The following is an 18,095-nucleotide window of genomic DNA, read 5'->3' on the forward strand; positions in this document are numbered from 1 at the left end:
TCAGTCGACCTTGATGCCGCGGCGCTGGATCAGCTCGGCATAACGCTTGTTCTCGGCGCCGTGGAAGGCGACGAACTGGGCCTGCGCCATCGGCACCGATTCACCGCCGATCATTTCGAGCCGCTTGCGCGTTTCCGGCATCGCCATCACCTTGCTGACTTCGTCGTGCACGCGGTCCTGCACCGCCTTCGGCGTCGATGCCGGCATGTAGACGCCGTACCAGGCGCCCATCTCGACGCCGTTGACGCCGGCTTCGGCCAGCGTCGGCACGTTCGGCAGCGCGGGATTGCGGCGCGCGCTGGTCACGGCCAGCGCCTTGACCTTGCCGCTCTGGATGTGCGGCAGTACCGAGGCCAGCGTGTCGAAGCTCATCTGCACCTGGCCCGACATCAGGTCGACCAGCGCCGGGCCGCTGCCCTTGTACGGGATGTGCGTGATGAAGCTGCCGGTCGCCTCCTTGAACAACTCGGCGGCGATGTGCTGCGTGCTGCCGTTGCCGCTCGACGCGTAGTTCAGCTTGCCCGGCGACTTCCTCGCCAGGTCGACGAGTTCTGCGACGCTGTTGACGCCGAGGCTGTTGTTGACGACCAGGACGTTCGGCACCGAGCCGACGAAGATCACCGGCACCAGGTCGCGGTCGTTGTCGTAGCCGAGCTTCAGCAGATGCGGGGCGATCGCATGCGCTGTCGAGACGCCCATCACCATCGTGTGGCCGTCGGTCGACTTCGCGGTTGCGTCGGCCGCCAGGGTATTCGATGCGCCGGGCTTGTTCTCGACCACCACCGTCGTCTTCAGCGCCGGGCCGAGCCGGTCGGCGACCGCACGCGCCATCGCGTCGGTGCCGCCGCCCGGCGAGGAGCCGACCAGCATGCGCAACGGCCGCGTCGGCCAGTCGCTGGCCTGCGCGAAGCTGCCGCCGTGGAACGTCAGCAACGAGGCTGTCGCCGCCGCTGCAAGAAGGGTTCGTCTGTGCATCGCTTGTCTCCCGTTTCGGGTTGTAGGGTGGAGCGGATGCTAGGTCGCGCATTCATTCCCGTAAACTGAAAGATCTTTATCGATTCATAGCCGCAGGTAATCAGTCATGGGTTCGATCGACCGCCAGCACACGACCCCGCAACTGATGAACCGGCTGCGCATGCGCCAGGTGACGCTGCTGCTCGCAATCGACGAGCTCGGCACCTTGAGTGGCGCCGCCGAACGGCTCGGGCTGACCCAGCCGGCGGCGACCAAGATGCTCGGCGAACTCGAGACCGTGCTCGGCCAGCGGCTGTTCGACCGCGTCGGCCGTGGCCTGCAGCCGAATGCGGTGGGTCAGCGCGTGACGGCGTTTTTCCGCAGCATCCGCGGCAGCATGGAGGCGCTGAACCAGGACCTCGAGGCGCTGCGCCATGGTGCGGCCGGCAAGCTGGCGATCGGCAGCATCATGGCCGCGTCACCGGGCCGGCTGACGCGCGCGCTGCTCCAGCTGAAGGAGGAATACCCGATGCTGGCGATGGAAATCGCCGTCGATACCAGTGACCGGCTGCTGGTGCAGCTGCGCGAAGGCGTCGTCGAACTGGTGGTCGGCCGGCGGGTGCCGGTGCCCGGCGTCGAGTGCAGCTTCCGCGCGATCGACGACGAGGAGCTCGCGGTGATCTGCGGTGAAGGCCATCCGCTGGCGGGCCGTCGCAAGCTCGATCTTGCTGCGCTGCTTGCCTATTCGTGGATCCTGCAGCCGCATGGCAGCCCGATGCGTGAATTGATCGAACGCGAATTCCGCCACCACCATGCGGACCTGCCGAATGGCCTGATCGAGACCGGCTCGATCCTGACGACGATCAACCTGGTGCGCCGCTCGACGATGCTCGGTGTGATCCCGATGGCGGTTGCGAAAACCCATGCCGAGCACGGCATGCTGCGCGTGCTGCCATTCCGCTTCCGCCACACGCTGGAAGCCTATGGCAGCCTGGTGCCCCGCGACCGCCCGCTCAGCGAACCGGCGGCGCGGTTTCTGGAACTGCTGCATCGGGAGGGGGGGTGAGTTCGTCGATCCGGCCGGACCGGCGTGGCCGGCTCAGCTGAACGCGCCGATCGATGGTTCCGCCTCGCCCAGCCACTCGCTGACGGCGCGGTGCAGGCGCTTCGGATCGCCGCTGGTGCGGTAGGTCACCGCCGCCGCTGCCATCGCGCATGCCGGGCCTTGCGCTGTGGCGACCCAGCGTACCGCGGCCTGCCGGGCAACCGCGTCGGCGGTATCGACCAGCCTGACCTGCGGGCCGAGCGCGGCCTGGATCAGCGGCGCAACAAACGGGTAATGGGTGCAGCCGAGCACGACGGTATCGACCTCGGCACGGCGCAGCGGCTCGCAGAACCGGTCGACCAGGCTGCGCAGGCCGCCGTCCTGCAGGTCGGCGGTTTCGATCGCGGCCGCGAGCCCGGGGCAGGGCTGCAGATGAACCCGGATCGGCCGCTCCAGCAGCCGCTCGGCGGCGGCCAGCTCGCGCTGCATCAGCGACTGGAAGCGTTCGCTGCGCAACGTGCCTTCGGTCGCCATCACGCCGATCCGTCCCGAGGTGCTTTCGCGCAGTGCGGGCTTGATCCCGGGCTCGACGCCGACGATCGCCAGCTCCGGCCAGCGCTCCCGGAGCGAGCCGACCGCTGCTGCGGTGGCGGTGTTGCAGGCGACGACGAGCAGGCGTGCGCCATCGTCGACCAGGACCTGGGCAATCCGCAGCGTCCGCTCGCGGACATGGTTGTCGCTGCGTTCGCCGTAGGGCGCATGCGCCGAGTCGGCGAGATAACTCGTCGCGAGGCCCGGCAGCGCCTGGCGGATCGCGCGCAGTACCGACAGCCCGCCAAGCCCGGAGTCGAAGATGCCGATCGTCGATGGCTTCACGAGGGCAACGGCTTGGTTTGGCGGAAACATCGTCGGGTCGAGGCTGGCGAAGCCGGGATTGTCGTGCGGGCCGGGCCGCGCTCGGGCGTGCCGGGCGGATGGTGCAAAATAGAACGGTCGTGCTTTTTCTGGTGCCGGTCCGCGCCATCGCGGCCGCCATCGATGGAGGGGCTCGTAGAATGAAGCGATACCCGGTCACCATTGCAACAGGAGCATTCCATGAAAGTGCTGGTCCCCGTCAAGCGGGTCGTCGACTACAACGTCAAGGTCCGCGTCAAGAGCGATGGCAGCGGTGTCGACATCGCCAACGTCAAGATGAGCATGAACCCGTTCGACGAGATCGCGATCGAGGAGGCGGTGCGGCTGCGCGAGAAGGGCGTTGCCACTGAAGTGATTGCGGTGTCGTGCGGCGTCACGCAATGCCAGGAGACGCTGCGCACCGCGATGGCGATCGGCGCCGACCGCGCGATCCTGGTCGAGACCAGTGAGGAATTGCAGCCGCTGGCGGTGGCCAAATTGCTTAAGGCGCTGGTCGACAAGGAAAAGCCCGAGCTGGTGATCCTCGGCAAGCAGGCGATCGACGACGACGCCAACCAGACCGGCCAGATGCTCGCTGCGCTGGCCGGGCTGCCGCAGGCAACGTTTGCATCGAAGATCGAGGTCGCCGACGGCCATGCCAGCGTCACCCGCGAGATCGACGGCGGGCTGGAGACCGTGAAGATCAAGCTGCCGGCGGTCGTGACCACCGACCTGCGGCTGAACGAGCCGCGTTATGTGACGCTGCCGAACATCATGAAGGCGAAGAAGAAGCCGCTCGAGAACATCAAGCCGGCCGATCTTGGAGTCGACATCAAGAGCCACCTGAAGACGCTGAAGGTCAGCGAGCCGCCGAAGCGCAGCGCCGGCATCAAGGTGCCCGATGTCGCGACGCTGGTCGACAAGTTGAAGAACGAAGCCAAGGTGATCTGATTTCTGGCCCCTTCTCCCGCTGGCGGGAGAAGGCGGGGGATGAGGGTTCGGCGGTTCGCGCAGACCCTCACCCCAACCCTCTCCCGCCGGGCGGGAGAGGGAGCAGGCTGATTCGAAGAATGCACGCGCCAAGTGCGCAGGAGATACCGACATGACCGCTCTCGTAGTAGCCGAACACGACAACCAGTCGATCAAGGGATCGACGCTGAACACCGTCACCGCCGCCGTCGAGTGCGGCAAGGAAGTGCATGTGCTGGTCGCCGGCTCGAATGCCGGCGAGGCCGCGAAGGCCGCTGCGCAGATCGCCGGCGTAACCAAGGTGCTGCATGCCGACGGCGAGCAGCTGGCGCACGGCCTGGCCGAAAACGTCGCCGCGCAGGTGATGGCAGTTGCGAAGAACTACACGCACATCCTGTTTCCGGCGACCGCCGCCGGCAAGAATGTCGCGCCCAGGGTTGCCGCACTGCTCGACGTCGGGCAGGTATCCGACATCATCCGGGTCGAATCGGAAGACACCTTCGACCGGCCGATCTATGCCGGCAATGCGATCGCGACGGTGCAGAGCATCGATCCGATCAAGGTGATCACGGTGCGCACGACCGGCTTCGATGCCGCTGCGGCCAGCGGCGGCTCGGCCAGCGTCGAGCAGGTCGATGCGGCCGGCGACTCGGGGCTGTCGAGTTTCGTCGGCGCCGAGATCGCGAAAAGCGACCGGCCAGAACTGACCGCCGCGAAGATCATCGTCTCCGGCGGCCGCGCAATGGGCAGCAGCGAGAAGTTCGACGAGGTGCTGACGCCGCTGGCCGACAAGCTCGGTGCCGCGCTCGGCGCGAGCCGCGCCGCGGTCGACGCCGGTTATGCACCGAACGACTGGCAGGTCGGGCAGACCGGCAAGATCGTCGCGCCGGAGCTGTACATCGCCTGCGGAATTTCCGGCGCGATCCAGCACCTGGCCGGCATGAAGGACAGCAAGGTGATCGTCGCGATCAACAAGGATGCCGAGGCGCCGATCTTCAGCGTTGCCGACTACGGGCTCGAGGCCGACCTGTTCAATGCAGTGCCCGAACTCGTGAAGAGCCTTTGAGTTTGATCCTCGGCCGGCAGGCCCCGTGCCCGGCCGGCTGACCGCTTGCCCAGGAGACAGTGATGAGTTATCGCGCCCCCGTCAAGGACATGTTGTTCTGCATGCAGGAGCTGGCCGGCCTCGACGAGGTTGCGGCGATGCCGGGTTTCGAGGACGCCAACATGGAGACCGCGCAGGCGGTGCTCGACGAGTGTGCGAAGTTCAACGAGGAAGTGATCGCGCCGCTGAATCGCGCCGGTGACGAAAACCCGTCGAGCTGGAAGGACGGTGTCGTCACGACGACGCCCGGCTTCAAGGATGCGTTCAAGCAGTTCGGCGAAGCCGGCTGGCAGGGCCTGCAGCATCCGGTCGAATTCGGCGGCCAGGGCCTGCCGAAAACCATCGGCGCCGCCTGCATCGAGATGCTGAACAGCGCGAATCTGAGTTTTGCGCTGTGCCCGCTGCTGACCGATGGTGCGATCGAGGCGCTGCTGACGGCCGGCACGCCTGAGCAGCAGCAGATCTACATCCCGAAGATGATCTCCGGCGCGTGGACCGGCACGATGAATCTGACCGAGCCGCAGGCCGGCTCCGACCTTGCGCTGGTGCGCACGCGCGCCGAGCCGCAGCCCGACGGCAGCTACAAGCTCTACGGCACGAAGATCTTCATCACCTATGGTGAGCACGACATGGCCGAGAACATCGTCCATCTGGTGCTGGCCCGCGTCACTGGCGCGCCGGAAGGCGTCAAGGGCATCAGCCTGTTCATCGTGCCGAAATTCCTTGTCAACGCCGATGGTTCGATTGGCGAGCGCAACGATGTGCAATGTGTCTCGATCGAACACAAGCTCGGCATCAAGGCCAGTCCGACCGCGGTGCTGCAGTTCGGCGATGCCGGCGGTGCGGTCGGCCAGCTGATCGGCGAGGAGAACCGCGGCCTCGAATACATGTTCATCATGATGAATGCGGCCCGCTACGCAGTCGGCATGCAAGGCATCGCAGTGGCCGAGCGGGCCTACCAGCAGGCGGTGGCCTATGCGCGCGATCGTGTGCAGTCGCGCCCGGTCGATGGCTCCGTCGCCGGCAGCGCGACGATCATCCACCATCCCGATGTGCGCCGGATGCTGATGACGATGCGAGCCTATACAGAAGGCTGCCGGGCAATGGCGATCGCCGCTGCAGCCGCCTTCGATGCCGCACACCGCCATCCGGATGCCGAGGTGCGCAAGCGCAACCAGACCTTCTACGAATTCATGGTGCCACTGGTCAAGGGCTACAGCACCGAGATGAGCATCGAGGTGGCCAGCCTCGGCGTGCAGGTGCATGGCGGCATGGGCTTCATCGAGGAGACCGGCGCGGCGCAGCATTACCGAGATGCGCGCATCCTGACGATCTACGAAGGGACGACCGCGATCCAGGCGAATGACCTGGTCGGCCGCAAGACCGCGCGTGATGGCGGAACCGTTGCGAAGGCGATTGCCAGCCAGATCGAGAAAACAGAGGCCGAACTCGGCAAGCGTGACAGCGATGCCGCGCGCGCAATGCTGAAGCGCCTTTCGGCAGCGCGGCAGGCCTTTGTCGACGTCGTCGATTTCATCGCCGCGCAGAGCAAGGCCGATCCGAATGCGGCATTTGCCGGCTCGGTGCCCTACCTGATGCTGGCCGGCAACCTGGTGGCTGGATGGCAGATGGCGCGCGCGTTGCTGGTCGCCGAGCAGCAACTCGAACAAGGACAGGGCGACGCCGAATTTTTGCGGGCGAAGGTTGCGACCTCCCGCTTCTATGCCGATCACCTGCTGAGCAAGGCGCCAGCAACGCGCGACGCGATCGTCGAAGGTGCGAACAGCGTCACCGCACTGGCGCTCGAGGCCTATTGACCTTGCCGCCGCGAGCTGCAGGCACAACCTGACCGGTGACTGCAAGGCGGCGCCGGCGAGGGCCGCTTGTCGATCGACCAACCGACCGTTACTGGAGAGAGTTCGTGTCCCTGCCCCCCGTTCTGCAAAACCTGCCGCTGCCGATCATCGGCTCGCCGCTGTTCATCATCAGCAATCCGAAACTGGTGATCGAGCAATGCAAGGCGGGCGTCGTCGGCGCGATGCCGGCCCTCAATGCCCGGCCGGCCGAGCAGCTCGACGAATGGCTGGCCGAGATCACCGAGACGCTGGCCGCCCATGACCGTGCCCATCCCGATCGGCCGGCGGCGCCGTTTGCGATCAACCAGATCGTGCACAAGAGCAATGACCGGCTCGAACAAGACATGGCGGTGTGCGCCAAATACAAGGTACCGATCGTCATCACCTCGCTCGGTGCGCGCACCGACGTCAACGACGCGGTGCACGGCTGGGGCGGCATCGTGCTGCACGACATCATCAACAACTTCTTTGCGAAGAAGGCGATCGAGAAGGGCGCCGACGGCCTGATCGCGGTCGCTGCCGGCGCCGGCGGCCATGCCGGCGTGAAAAGCCCGTTTGCACTGGTGCAGGAAATCCGCGAATGGTTCGACGGCCCGGTCGCGTTGAGCGGATCGATTGCCAACGGCGGCGCGGTGCTCGCGGCGCAGGCGATGGGCGCCGACTTCGCTTACATCGGATCCGCCTTCATCGCCACCGACGAGGCCCGTGCCGCCGATGCCTACAAGCAGATGATCGTCGACAGCAGCTCCGACGACATCGTCTACAGCAACCTCTTCACCGGCGTGCTCGGCAACTACCTGAAGGGCTCGGTGCGCAATGCCGGCCTCGACCCGGACGCACTGCCGGAAAGCGATTCGAGCGCGATGAGTTTTGCCGGCGGCAGCAGCAAACCGAAAGCCTGGAAGGAAATCTGGGGCAGCGGCCAAGGCGTCGGCGCGATCAAGCAGATCGTGCCGGCCCGGGTGCTGATCGAACGTTTGCAGCGCGAGTATCTGCAGGCACGGCAGCGGCTCGGGCTTGCCTGACAGCAGCTTCCCATTTCTCAGAACATGGCCTGCGGCGCCAGATCGGTGGTGCCGATCGACATCCTTGGCTGCAACGTGGTGGTGCCATTGGTCATTGCAGACGCCGCACCGAAGCCCGCCATTGCGCCGACCAGCGCCTGGGCTTGCGAATCGAGCAGTACGCTGCCATCGCTGAAGCGGAACTCCTCGATGTGATACTGGTTGCCCAAGTACCAGTTCTGGAAAATCATTCTGTCGGCGGTTCCGGCAATCGCCATTTCAAGGTTGTTACCGGTTCGTGAAAAGCGCATGTCGGCCTGGGTCAGCGTACCCTGCAAGATCACCATGTCTTTGACACCGCTGGTCGAATCGTTCTCCTGAACGGTGTCGACGCCGTAGCCGCGGCCGAACAGGTAGGTGTCGCCGCCGCTGCCACCGATCAGGGTGTCGTTTCCCGCGCCGCCGTCGAGCGTATCTGCACCGCCATTGCCGGTCAGGATGTTGGCGCCGGCATTGCCGATGATGACGTTGTTCAGCGAATTGCCGGTTCCGTTGAGTGGGGCGGACCCACCCAGCGTCAGGTTTTCAAGGTTGTTCCCGAGCGTCCAGTTGGCCGCAGAGATCACGGTATCGGTGCCTTCATTGGCGTTTTCGACGATGCTGTCGCCACTCGCGTTGACATGATAAGTGTCATCGCCGGCACCTCCTCGCATCGTGTCGTTGCCGAGGCCCCCGTCGAGCGTATCGTTGCCTGCTCCGCCGGTCAGCACGTTGTTCGCGCTGTTGCCGATCAGGCGGTTGTCGAGCGCGTTGCCGGTGCCGTTGATCTTGTTGCTGCCGGTCAAGGTCAGGTGCTCGATGTGGCTGCCCAGCGTCCAGGTGATGTTCGACTGAACGGTGTCGATGCCTTCGTTCGCCAGTTCGGTGATGACGTCGCCGCTGGCGTTGACGACATAGCTATCGTCGCCCGGTCCGCCGAGCATCGTATCGTTGCCAGCGCTGCCGTCCAGCGTATCGTTGCCAGCGCCGCCGACCAGCCGGTTGTTGCCGCTGTTGCCGACCAGCAGGTTGTCCAGTTCATTGCCGGTGGCATTGAGCGAGGAAGTTCCCGACAGGCTGAGGTTCTCCACCTGTGCCGGCAAGGTATAGCTGATCGTACTGACCACGGCATCGATGCCTTCCCCCTGCAACTCGATGATCTGGTCTCCGATGTTGTCGACGATGTAGCTGTCGTTGCCGGCGCCGCCGGCCATCGTGTCTGCGCCGAGGCCACCGTTGAGTATGTTATTGGCCGCATTGCCGGTCAGCCGGTTGGCCAGGCTGTTGCCGGTGCCATTGACCGGCGCATTGCCACTGAGGGTCAGGTGCTCGACGTTGTCGCCAAGCGTGAAGCTGACGCTGCTGAAAACCGAATCGATACCTTGGCTTGGATCCTCGAGCACGCGGTCCGCTGCCGTGTCGACGTAATAGGTATCGTCGCCTGCGTTGCCTCGCATCTCGTCATTGCCCGGACCTCCGTCGATCGAGTCGTTGCCGGAGCCGCCGAAAATCGTATCGTCGCCGGCGAGCCCATGGATGCGGTTGTCGGTGGAATCGCCGACCAGATAGTCATTGCCCGCCGTGCCGTAGATATTGCTTGCCAGGCCATCGAGCATCGCCGTATTCCACACGCTGCCATCCGCGAAATGAACCGATTCGATCTTCGATCCGCCCAATTGGCCAACGATCAGCAACTCGTCGGTGCTGCTGCCTGCCACCTTCAGCAGCAGGCTGTCTTCGATGCCGCTCCATGGATTGAGCGCCTTGCTGCCGGTGACATCGGTTGGTGATATGCCAGCGGAGAAAACGATCGCGTCGGCAGTGCCATCGTCGTCGACGATGATGTCCGAGCCGTCGCCGCGCGCAAATCGGAAACGGTCGCTGCCTTTTCCGCCATGAAGCGTGTCGTGTCCTGTGCCGCCGGTCAGGTCGTCGTCCCCCTCACCGCCGGCAATCAGATCGTTGCCCGCACCGCCAGCGAGGATGTCAAAACCGGCTGAGCCGATCAGAACGTCGTCACCCGCGGTACTCGCATTGGCGTTGCCCGCATTCAGTCTGGCGACAATCTGGTTGCTGCTCATGCGCAGGCCTTCCGCGGACTCGAGGAGTCCGAACGTGCCGCTGTGTTGGCTGGAGCTTGCATCGACGAAGAAGTCGTTCCAGGTCAATGCGTCGTTGCGGCCGGCGATCTGCAACTTGATATGGCTGCCGTTCCTGCTGAACCGGATATCTGAAATCGGAATGCTGCTGTCGAGCAGCAGTCTGCGGGTGCTGGAAGGCCCCAAAGCCTGGACCGTATCGGCGCCAAAGCCGGCGCCCAGGGCGATGGTGGCGTGGCTGCTCCACAGCAGGTCGTAATGATCGTTGCCCGGTCCGCCATCGAGCCAGTCGGCGCCGCCGCGCGACATCAACCGGTCGTTGCCCGCGCCACCGAGCAGCGTGTCGGCATCGATGTAATAGGGGGCAAACGGGCCATCCTCGAGTTCGTCGTCGCCGGCACCGCCGTCAAGCAGGTTGTCGGAGGTGTTGCCAATCAGCCGGTTTGCGCCAGCATCGCCGCGCAGGCCCGAGGCTCCGCTCGAGGCATTGAGCCGAAGCGATTCCACATTGGGAAAGTCCGTGCTATCGAAGATTCTGGCCGGCCCGCTGATGTCCACCGTGTCATTGCCCTCGCCCGGCAGTTCGATCACGACGTCGCGAGTCGTCTCGCTGAACTCGATGAAATACAGATCGTCACCGGTGCCGCCGACCAACGTATCGACTCCTCGGCTGTCGTAGGCGATATTGAACTTCGACCAGGTGCCCGATGTGGCGTAGAAGGTATCGTTGCCGGCCAGGCCCTCGAGCCGATCGTTGCGCCCGTTGCCGATCAGCAGGTTGTTGCCTGCGTTGCCGATTCCCCGCGCAGCGCCAGGAAGCAGCATCAGGTCGTTCCAGCCGGCTTCGAGTGTCCAGTTGATGCTGCTCGATAAATTGGCTTCCTTGCCGACTAACACGTCGCCTGGGTTGTCGACAAAGAACAGCGTCTGCGGCGTCAGGCAGATCATCGTATCGGCGCCGGCCTTGCCATCCAGCCTGTTGTAGAAAAACCGGCTGTTCGAAATGATCACGTTGTCGAGCGCGTTGCCGGTCAAGACCATTTCTCCGAACCAATAGCCGGTGCCGGTCAGATTCTCGACATGGTCCGGCAGTACATAGTCCGTCGCCGAGATGACGGTATCGATGCCCTGGTTGGCGGATTCGATAACGAAGTCGGCACCATCGTAGTCGTCGATGTAGTAAGTGTCATCGCCGGCGCCGCCGATCAATGTATCGGACCCCTTGTGCCCGTTGAGCACGTTGTTGCCGGCGTTGCCGGTCAGCACATTGCTCAGTTCGTTTCCAGTGCCGTTGATGCTGGCATGGCCGCTCAGCACGAGTTTCTCAACATTCGCCGGCAACGTGTAGCTGACCGAACTGGTGATCGTGTCGATACCCTGGTTGAAGCCTTCTGAAACCGTATCGGCCGCGTTATCGACGACGAAATTGTCGTTGCCGCTGGTGCCGACCATCGTATTGACCGCGCCGCTGATGGTGCGGGCAGCGATCGCCGCCGCGTCCCAGGCCGTGCCGTCGACAAACTCGATCCGCTCGATCGCGGTCGCAGTGCCGACGAACTGGCCGACGATTCGAGCCTGGCTGACGGTCTGGCGGATTGTCAACATCAGGTCGGCACCGTCGCGGAACAGGCCGATGTCCGCCGGTGTGATGCCGGCGCCCAGCACCACGCGGTCAACACCTCCAGTGTCCGTGATGTGGTCGTGGCCACTCGTCAGATCGAGTACGTAGGTGTCGTCGCCCGCCTCGCCATGGAGATGATCGCTGCCTGGCCCACCCCGCAACGTGTCGTTGCCTCCGCCGCCATACAGCGAATCGTTGCCGGTGCCGCCATCGAGACTGTCGTTGCCATCATCGCTGCGGAAGTAGCCTTCGTCGCCGACGAGCCGGTCGTCCCCCGAGCCGCCTTCAAGCGTGTCGTTGCCGCCGTTGCCGTACAGCGTGTCGTTGCCGGCGCCGCCGAGGATGCTGTCGTTGCCAAGCATGCCGCTGACGTGGTCGTTGCCGCCTTTGGCATCGATGACGTCATTCCAGCGGAAGCCGCCCACCACATCGTCACCTTCGGTGGTGCTGTTGGCCGAAGTCCGCGCAATCAGATCGGCTGCCGTCCAGACGGCGCCATCGGCGAATTCGAACAATTCGACGGTGCCATTGCCTCCAGGAGCCTCGAAGAACCTGACGATCGTCACCGGCACGAACGAACCCTGGGTGCGCAATGCGAGGTCATCGACATAGCGGGTCGAGGTGTTGTAGCCGAATTCGATCACCACGGAACTCGATGGCACCGGCAACTGCAGCCTGTCGATATCTGAAGGCGCCGAGGACGCTTCGGTGATCACCGCTGCCTGCCAGTTGCGCAGGCGATAGGTATCGTTGCCGCTGCCGCCCACCATCGTTTCACCGTCGATCAGCAGGTCGTCACCGCCGTCGCCGTACAGCATGTCGATCCCCAGTCCGCCATCGAGGGTATCGTTGCCGGAGCCGCCTGAAAGCGTGTCGTTGCCGTCGCCGCCGTCGAGAAGGTCGTTGTCAGTGCCGCCGTCCATCGAGTCGTTGCCGGTACCGCCAGCCAGGGTGTCACTGCCCCATTGGCCGAACAAGGAGTCGTTGCCCGCTCCGCCAAAGATGGAGTCGTTGCCGGCCACGCCGTTGACAAAGTCGTCACCATCGCCGGCATCGATCAGATCATCGCCACTGGTACCGACGAATACGTCGTTGCCGGACGTCAGTTCATTCGACAGGTGCACTGCGATCTCGGTCGGGGTCCAGACTGTGCCGTCGGCGAAAACCAGGCGCTCGATGCCGGTGCCTGAGAAATGGCCTGCCACGGTAAGTTGCTCGTTGGTGGCGCGCAGGCGTATCACGAGGTCATCGGCGGCGCGGTAGTAGCCCAGTGCCGACGGCGTCAACCCTCCGCTGAGTTGCACGGTATCGATCGTGGTGGCTGTCGCGTCGCCGTCGACGATCAAATCGTTGCCATAGCCCAGCCCCCACCAATAGGTGTCGCCGCCGGCACCGCCCGACAAGGTGTCGTTGCCCGCGCCGCCGTTCAGGCGATCGGCAAATGCGGTGCCAACCATCTCGTCGTTGCCTGGAGTGCCGTCGAATCCCAGCGCGACGAGCTGTTCGAATGTCACCTCGCTGGCGTCGGCGAACGAGAAATGGTCGATCGGTACCATGCCGACGGTCCGGCTTGGATCGAATTCGCCCAGCGTGATCGCATCGGCGGACGAGGGTCCAACCTGGATGCGAAACTGCCCGGTACCTGGGGCGTTGAACAGGCGCAGGTCCGTCAACGCGATGTCCCGACCGAAGCTGATCCGATTGGCCGCCGGGCTGCCGTCGGGCTTGAGCTTCGCGCTGCGGTCAATGATCAGGTCAGCACCGCCGCCGGATTCATAGCGGTAGGTGTTGTTGCCACCGATGCCGATCAGGGTATCGTTGCCGCGCCCGCCAGACATCGTCGCGTAGGCGCTGCTCGTTTGCAGCAGGTCGCTGTTGCGCCCGCCGAGCGCATGCTCGCGGCCTTGGCTGTCGGTGGCAACGGCGGCGGTCGGCGACCAGTCTCCGATCAACTGGTATGCAGCGAGGATCGTCCGGTCGCCGAAATGGAACTGGTTGCTGCTGCCGGCAACGCCGTTGACGATGATCAGGCCCTGCATGGCCGATGCGCTGATCTGGAGGTCGCCGTTCGGCTGGGCCATCACGGCAACGGCTTCCGGCCGAATGCCTTCAAGGATGATCTGGTTGCTGCCGAGGTTGTCGTCGATCGCCTCGGCATGGCCGTTGGCATCCAGCGGGCTGTCGCCGACTCCGATGTAATACGTATCGTCGCCGGGTCCGCCCTGCATCATGTCGGTTCCGGCCCCACCGATCAGTGTGTCGTCGCCATCGCCGCCAACCAGCAGGTCGTTGCCGGCACCGCCGAGCAGCAGGTCCGCTCCGCCGTCTCCGTACAGGATGTCATCGCCATTGCCGCCATCGAGCACATCATCCGATTGCTCCGCCGCAGCGACGTGGTCGCCGTCGCCATGCAAGACATCGTGCCCGTCTCCGCCGTACACGGTGTCGGCGCCGGCGCCGCCGACCAGGGTGTCGATGCCTGCGCCGCCATCGAGCCAGTCGGCTCCGCCTTCGCCGCCGCCCAAGGCCTCGATGGCGGTGTCGCCCCACAACATGTCGTTGCCATCGCCGCCGAGCAGCGTGTCGTGGCCACCACCGCCTTCGAGGTAGTCGTTGCCGGCTCCGCCGTCGAGAAGGTCGTCACCGTGGAAACTGCCTGGCAACTGGGAAGGAGTAGCGTCGCCGAACAGCGAATCATTTCCGTTGCCGCCGAGCAGCGTATCGTTTCGTCCGCCGCCGATCAGCTCGTCGGCGCCATCGCCACCGTCGAGAAAGTCGTCGCCGTGGAACTCCGCCGGCGTGTGCCGCAAGTCACTGCGGTCGCCCCACAGGCGGTCGTCGCCGCTGCCACCGTACAGACGGTCCGAGCCACCGTCTCCGAACAGGGAATCATTGCCGGTGCCGCCATCGATCAGATCGTCGCCGTGCAACACGCCGGCCACCGTGCCGAGATAGCCGGGCATCGCCGTTCCGTCGCCGGAGATGACGTCGTTGCCTGCATCACCGAACAGGATGTCTGCGCCGCCCAGGCCGAAGATGTGGTCATTGTCACTACCGCCATAGACCGTGTCGCCGCCGGAGCCGGCATGGATCCAGTCGTCGCCACTGCCGCCGTCGATCAACTTGCCGAAGTCGCCGGCCAACCATCGCGCGTCGGCGCCAAGCAGCCGATGCGTGTCGACACCGTTGCCATCAATGCCGCTGTCGAAGGTCACCCAGGAAAAACCGCGTGTGAACTCCGGCCCCGTCGCCACCGGTGGTGGCGACCCTGGCCCGGGCAGGTAGTTGAGAATGCCGATGCCTGAGCCATGGATCACGTCGCGTCCCGCGCCGCCGTTCAGGGTGTCTCGGCCAAGGCCGCCAAACAGCAGATCGTCACCGTCGCCACCGTCGATCAGGTCGTCACCTGCCATGCCGGCCAATGCGTCGTTGCCGCCAAAACCCTGCAGCCGGTCGGCGTTCGCGCTGCCGGTGATCACATCGTGGGCGTTCGGCTGCGCTCCGTCGCTGACATAGTTGCCACCGAGAATTGCATAGGTCGATCCGATGACCTTCTTCGCGAAATCGCCGGCATAGGAATTGGCCGGTGGCGGTGGCGGCGGCGGTGCCGCTGGGCCCAGGGTGATGCCGAGGCTGCGTGACTCGCTCCAATTTCGGATCGTGATGACGTCGGGTCGATCGGCGAATGAGATGTACAAGTCCTTGCGCGCGGGATCTGCGTCGACCACGGTGTAATTGACCTGCCGGTTGGCCGTCTGCCAGACCTTGTCGACCACCTTGGCCGCGCCGTCGCCGGTCACGAAACCGAGGTCGTGAATCCAGATCCTGCCGGAGCCATTGCTATCGTCGATGACGTCGTGCCCCCAGCCGAGATGGAATTTATAGGTATCGAAACCCTCGCCGCCGTACAGCTGATCGTTGCCCGCGCCACCGTCGAGATCGTCATTTCCACTGCCGCCGTAGAGGGTGTCGGCGCCCTCGCCGCCGGACAACTGGTCGCTTCCGCTCCCGCCGAGCAGGCGGTCGTTGCCGGCGCCACCGTCGAGCACATCGTCACCGTCGTTGCCTTCCAGGTGGTCGTTGCCTGCCAGGCCGGACAAGCTGTCGTTGCCGACACCACCGTACAGTCGGTCTGCCAGGGCACTTCCACTGCGCACATCGTTGCCTTCGCCGGCGAACAGGATTCGTTGACGGTAGGCATCTGTGGCGATGCCCATGCGGATCAAATCGCCGCTTGCCCCGTCCTCGTAGATGACCGTCTTCGCGAATCGTCGGTCGGTGGTGGGAAGCAGTGGGTTCTGGAAGTTGTGCTGGTTGCGGACCAGGAGGACGCCCAACGTCTCGCTACGGTCACGCAACCACTCGTCGGTGAACGTCGCGCCTCCTGCGGCGCGCTCGGCAGCGTTCATGGTCCTGTCAGCGAGCCAGGCGCTGTGGATGGCGCTGTTGATGTTGGCAAGCGTGGCCTCGAGTGCACTTTCCTGGCCGGCCTGCGCGACCAGGGTCAGTGGGGACAGCATGCAAAGACTGAGGAAGGCACTGAAGCTCGTACGCGCCTCGTCCGCGAGGCCAACCCCCGAGGGCCTGATCTCGACCTTGCCGGCCAGTGCCTTGAACGAGCTGTTGGCTTCGAGCTGGGCGATTGCCTCGTGCAATGCGTTGCGATGGTCGTTGCCGGCCGGCATCTGCTCGCCGTTGATGCCGAGCACCCGTTCCAGCGAGTCGAGCACGTTCTCGAACGAGCGGTTTTCGCCCGACGCCGCAGCCCGGATCAACGTGCCCATCTTCTCGAGCGTGAACGTCGGGTCGAGCCGGGCCAGCAACTGGTGCAGCGCGAGCGAGTCCGTGACCTGTCGCTGGTCGTGGTTCCAGGACTGGATCTTCGCATCGGTGACGTCGAAGCCGAGCTGATTCTCGATCGGTACCGTCACGCCATGGCCGGGAAAGCCGTGATATCCGGCGATCAGGTCGAAGCCCATGTTTGGCGGCCGGTTGCTCTCGCTGGACCGCACGTTGGTGATGATCGATCCGGGGTTGTCGGATGGCTGCAGTGTGCCGACCGGACGCGTCGCGCCGAGCGCGCCTAGCACGACGTTCACCGCGTACGTCTCGGCAAAGCCCGGCGAGTTGAAGGCATAGGCCTGCGCCGTCACCGAGGGGAACAACGCAGCGAATGCCATCGCCAAGTGACCGCCGAGGGAGGAGCCGGCCACGGTGAGCTTGCGATCCGGGTCCTGCTGCAGGAGGGGGTAGAGCTCCCCGGTGGCCTGGACATCTTGCGCGGGCGCGATGACAAGCGGGCTCTCCAGTGGGCCGGAAACGTAGACATGTCCGTCGGGGGCCGTCGTGCCAATCGCCACCGTGACCAACTTGAATTGTCGGGCTGGTGCTCCTGGTGCACCAGAAATTCTGGTGAACCAGTTGTACATCGCGACAATCTGTTCAATTGCCGCACCTTGCGTACCAATGGAGCTGGAGTCCTGCAAATCGTTGGGATTGCCGGTTTTTTGCTGGGTGCCGCGGAGGGCCAGAAAGATCTGATTATTGTTGTTTGTTGCTGTGGAACCATCTCGTCCAATAAAGAGGGTAGCATCGAAACTGGTCATGCCACTCCCGAAACTAGATGAATCATCTTCATAGGTCGGGAGGCCGATATCAAATCGACTTGAGAACCGGATCGCTTGCGTTGATGCGAAGCCGGCAGGATCACCGTTTAATTTGGTCAACTGGTCGGTGCTGGGCACACCTGAGGCAATGAATCTGCCATAAGCTGCCAAGGCGATCTCGGACGCATCTTGAAGCTGATATGTACTCATGATCACTCCGACCTATTTAGTGGATGATTAATGAAGACTTGGCTGTAAATGGCTCTGGTGCCGATTCGGCTTAAAGGAATATCGGGGCAGTCGTGAACCTCGGATGGATCGGGCATCGGTATCCCGCCACCTGTACGCAAATAGCGAATCTCCTCCCCGAGCACCTTTTCGTCTGCGACGCGGGTAATCCGGAATGAATACTTAACGACCCTAGGGTCGTTGTGCCTAATTACTCCGAGGTCAACTGCCTCTTCGACAATGGGTTCGTTTGGTTTGGCTGTTTTGCTGGGCAATCTCCAAGGCACCCGAATGTCCGCCGGCATCGCGCCACTCGCCGGCCTGATATAACTCTCCGGCGCCATCACCCGTTCGTACACTCTCAACCCGACGTTTTTGCCGCCGTCTTCGGCGCATAACTCGTCGATCCTGTTATTCCAGTATTCGACCCGGCGCTCGAGATAGGCGCCGTAGGCGATCAGAGCTGCGATGCCGATTACCAGCACTGCGAGAATCACGCTGAACATGCGAAGCCGCGTCATTGCAGAAAGCTCCTAGCGAATGGAAACCAGTCTAGGCTTGCGACCGGGCTTGAAATCCCCTCGTGCGGGGGAGACGGCTGCCGTTGAAGAGGGGGGCGGTCGTTCAGCGTTAGCGAGATGGTCGACGAAGAGCAGGGTTGCCGTCATGCCTTGC

The 18,095-nt window shown here is 64.1% G+C and carries 9 protein-coding genes; 5 read left to right on the forward strand and 4 right to left on the reverse strand.

Annotated elements, in window-relative coordinates:
• Positions 1 to 975, reverse strand: coding sequence for a Bug family tripartite tricarboxylate transporter substrate binding protein (locus ACNH6H_RS22355; protein WP_418320486.1), 975 nt, complete (start codon positions 973 to 975; stop codon positions 1 to 3).
• Between the two features lie 106 nt (positions 976 to 1,081).
• Here ACNH6H_RS22355 and ACNH6H_RS22360 point away from each other — a divergent pair, with 106 nt between their 5' ends.
• Positions 1,082 to 2,020, forward strand: a complete 939-nt coding sequence (locus ACNH6H_RS22360; RefSeq protein ID WP_418320487.1) for a LysR family transcriptional regulator — start codon at positions 1,082 to 1,084, stop codon at positions 2,018 to 2,020.
• A gap of 33 nt (positions 2,021 to 2,053) precedes the next feature.
• Here ACNH6H_RS22360 and murI read toward each other — a convergent pair whose 3' ends face one another.
• On the reverse strand, positions 2,054 to 2,905 hold the full coding sequence (gene murI, locus ACNH6H_RS22365; protein ID WP_418320488.1) for a glutamate racemase: 852 nt from the start codon (positions 2,903 to 2,905) through the stop codon (positions 2,054 to 2,056).
• Positions 2,906 to 3,094: 189 nt separating this feature from the next.
• Between murI and ACNH6H_RS22370 the strand changes: the two genes are divergently transcribed.
• From ACNH6H_RS22370 to ACNH6H_RS22385, 4 genes are all read left to right on the forward strand, one after another.
• Positions 3,095 to 3,844, forward strand: coding sequence for an electron transfer flavoprotein subunit beta/FixA family protein (locus tag ACNH6H_RS22370; RefSeq protein ID WP_418320489.1), 750 nt, complete (start codon positions 3,095 to 3,097; stop codon positions 3,842 to 3,844).
• Positions 3,845 to 3,995: 151 nt separating this feature from the next.
• Complete coding sequence (locus ACNH6H_RS22375; protein WP_418320490.1) at positions 3,996 to 4,928, forward strand: electron transfer flavoprotein subunit alpha/FixB family protein; 933 nt, start codon at positions 3,996 to 3,998, stop codon at positions 4,926 to 4,928.
• A gap of 62 nt (positions 4,929 to 4,990) precedes the next feature.
• On the forward strand, positions 4,991 to 6,784 hold the full coding sequence (locus ACNH6H_RS22380; RefSeq protein ID WP_418320491.1) for an acyl-CoA dehydrogenase: 1,794 nt from the start codon (positions 4,991 to 4,993) through the stop codon (positions 6,782 to 6,784).
• 104 nt (positions 6,785 to 6,888) lie between these two features.
• Entirely contained in the window at positions 6,889 to 7,848 is a 960-nt protein-coding gene (locus ACNH6H_RS22385; protein WP_418320492.1) for an NAD(P)H-dependent flavin oxidoreductase, read from the forward strand.
• Positions 7,849 to 7,865: 17 nt separating this feature from the next.
• On the opposite strand, the gene ACNH6H_RS22390 is transcribed toward ACNH6H_RS22385, so the two are convergent.
• Positions 7,866 to 17,402 carry a calcium-binding protein gene (locus tag ACNH6H_RS22390; protein ID WP_418320493.1) on the reverse strand — a complete coding sequence of 3,179 codons (9,537 nt, stop codon included), beginning with the start codon at positions 17,400 to 17,402 and terminating at the stop codon, positions 7,866 to 7,868.
• A 2-nt stretch (positions 17,403 to 17,404) separates the two neighbouring features.
• Entirely contained in the window at positions 17,405 to 17,941 is a 537-nt protein-coding gene (locus ACNH6H_RS22395; RefSeq protein WP_418320494.1) for a hypothetical protein, read from the reverse strand.
• Between the last annotated feature and the right edge of the window lie 154 nt (positions 17,942 to 18,095).

Source organism: Pseudideonella sakaiensis (assembly GCF_048320135.1).
Taxonomy (GTDB): Bacteria; Pseudomonadota; Gammaproteobacteria; order Burkholderiales; family Burkholderiaceae_C; genus Ideonella_A; species Ideonella_A sakaiensis_A.

What these genes read in the sequence shown, in the direction of transcription:
- ACNH6H_RS22390 (WP_418320493.1), bottom strand. Translation starts at nt 17,402, where the DNA reads ATGAGTACATATCAGCTTCAAGATGCGTCCGAGATCGCCTTGGCAGCT.
- ACNH6H_RS22380 (WP_418320491.1), top strand. Translation starts at nt 4,991, where the DNA reads ATGAGTTATCGCGCCCCCGTCAAGGACATGTTGTTCTGCATGCAGGAG.
- ACNH6H_RS22375 (WP_418320490.1), top strand. Translation starts at nt 3,996, where the DNA reads ATGACCGCTCTCGTAGTAGCCGAACACGACAACCAGTCGATCAAGGGA.
- ACNH6H_RS22355 (WP_418320486.1), bottom strand. Translation starts at nt 975, where the DNA reads ATGCACAGACGAACCCTTCTTGCAGCGGCGGCGACAGCCTCGTTGCTG.
- murI (WP_418320488.1), bottom strand. Translation starts at nt 2,905, where the DNA reads ATGTTTCCGCCAAACCAAGCCGTTGCCCTCGTGAAGCCATCGACGATC.
- ACNH6H_RS22370 (WP_418320489.1), top strand. Translation starts at nt 3,095, where the DNA reads ATGAAAGTGCTGGTCCCCGTCAAGCGGGTCGTCGACTACAACGTCAAG.
- ACNH6H_RS22395 (WP_418320494.1), bottom strand. Translation starts at nt 17,941, where the DNA reads ATGACGCGGCTTCGCATGTTCAGCGTGATTCTCGCAGTGCTGGTAATC.
- ACNH6H_RS22360 (WP_418320487.1), top strand. Translation starts at nt 1,082, where the DNA reads ATGGGTTCGATCGACCGCCAGCACACGACCCCGCAACTGATGAACCGG.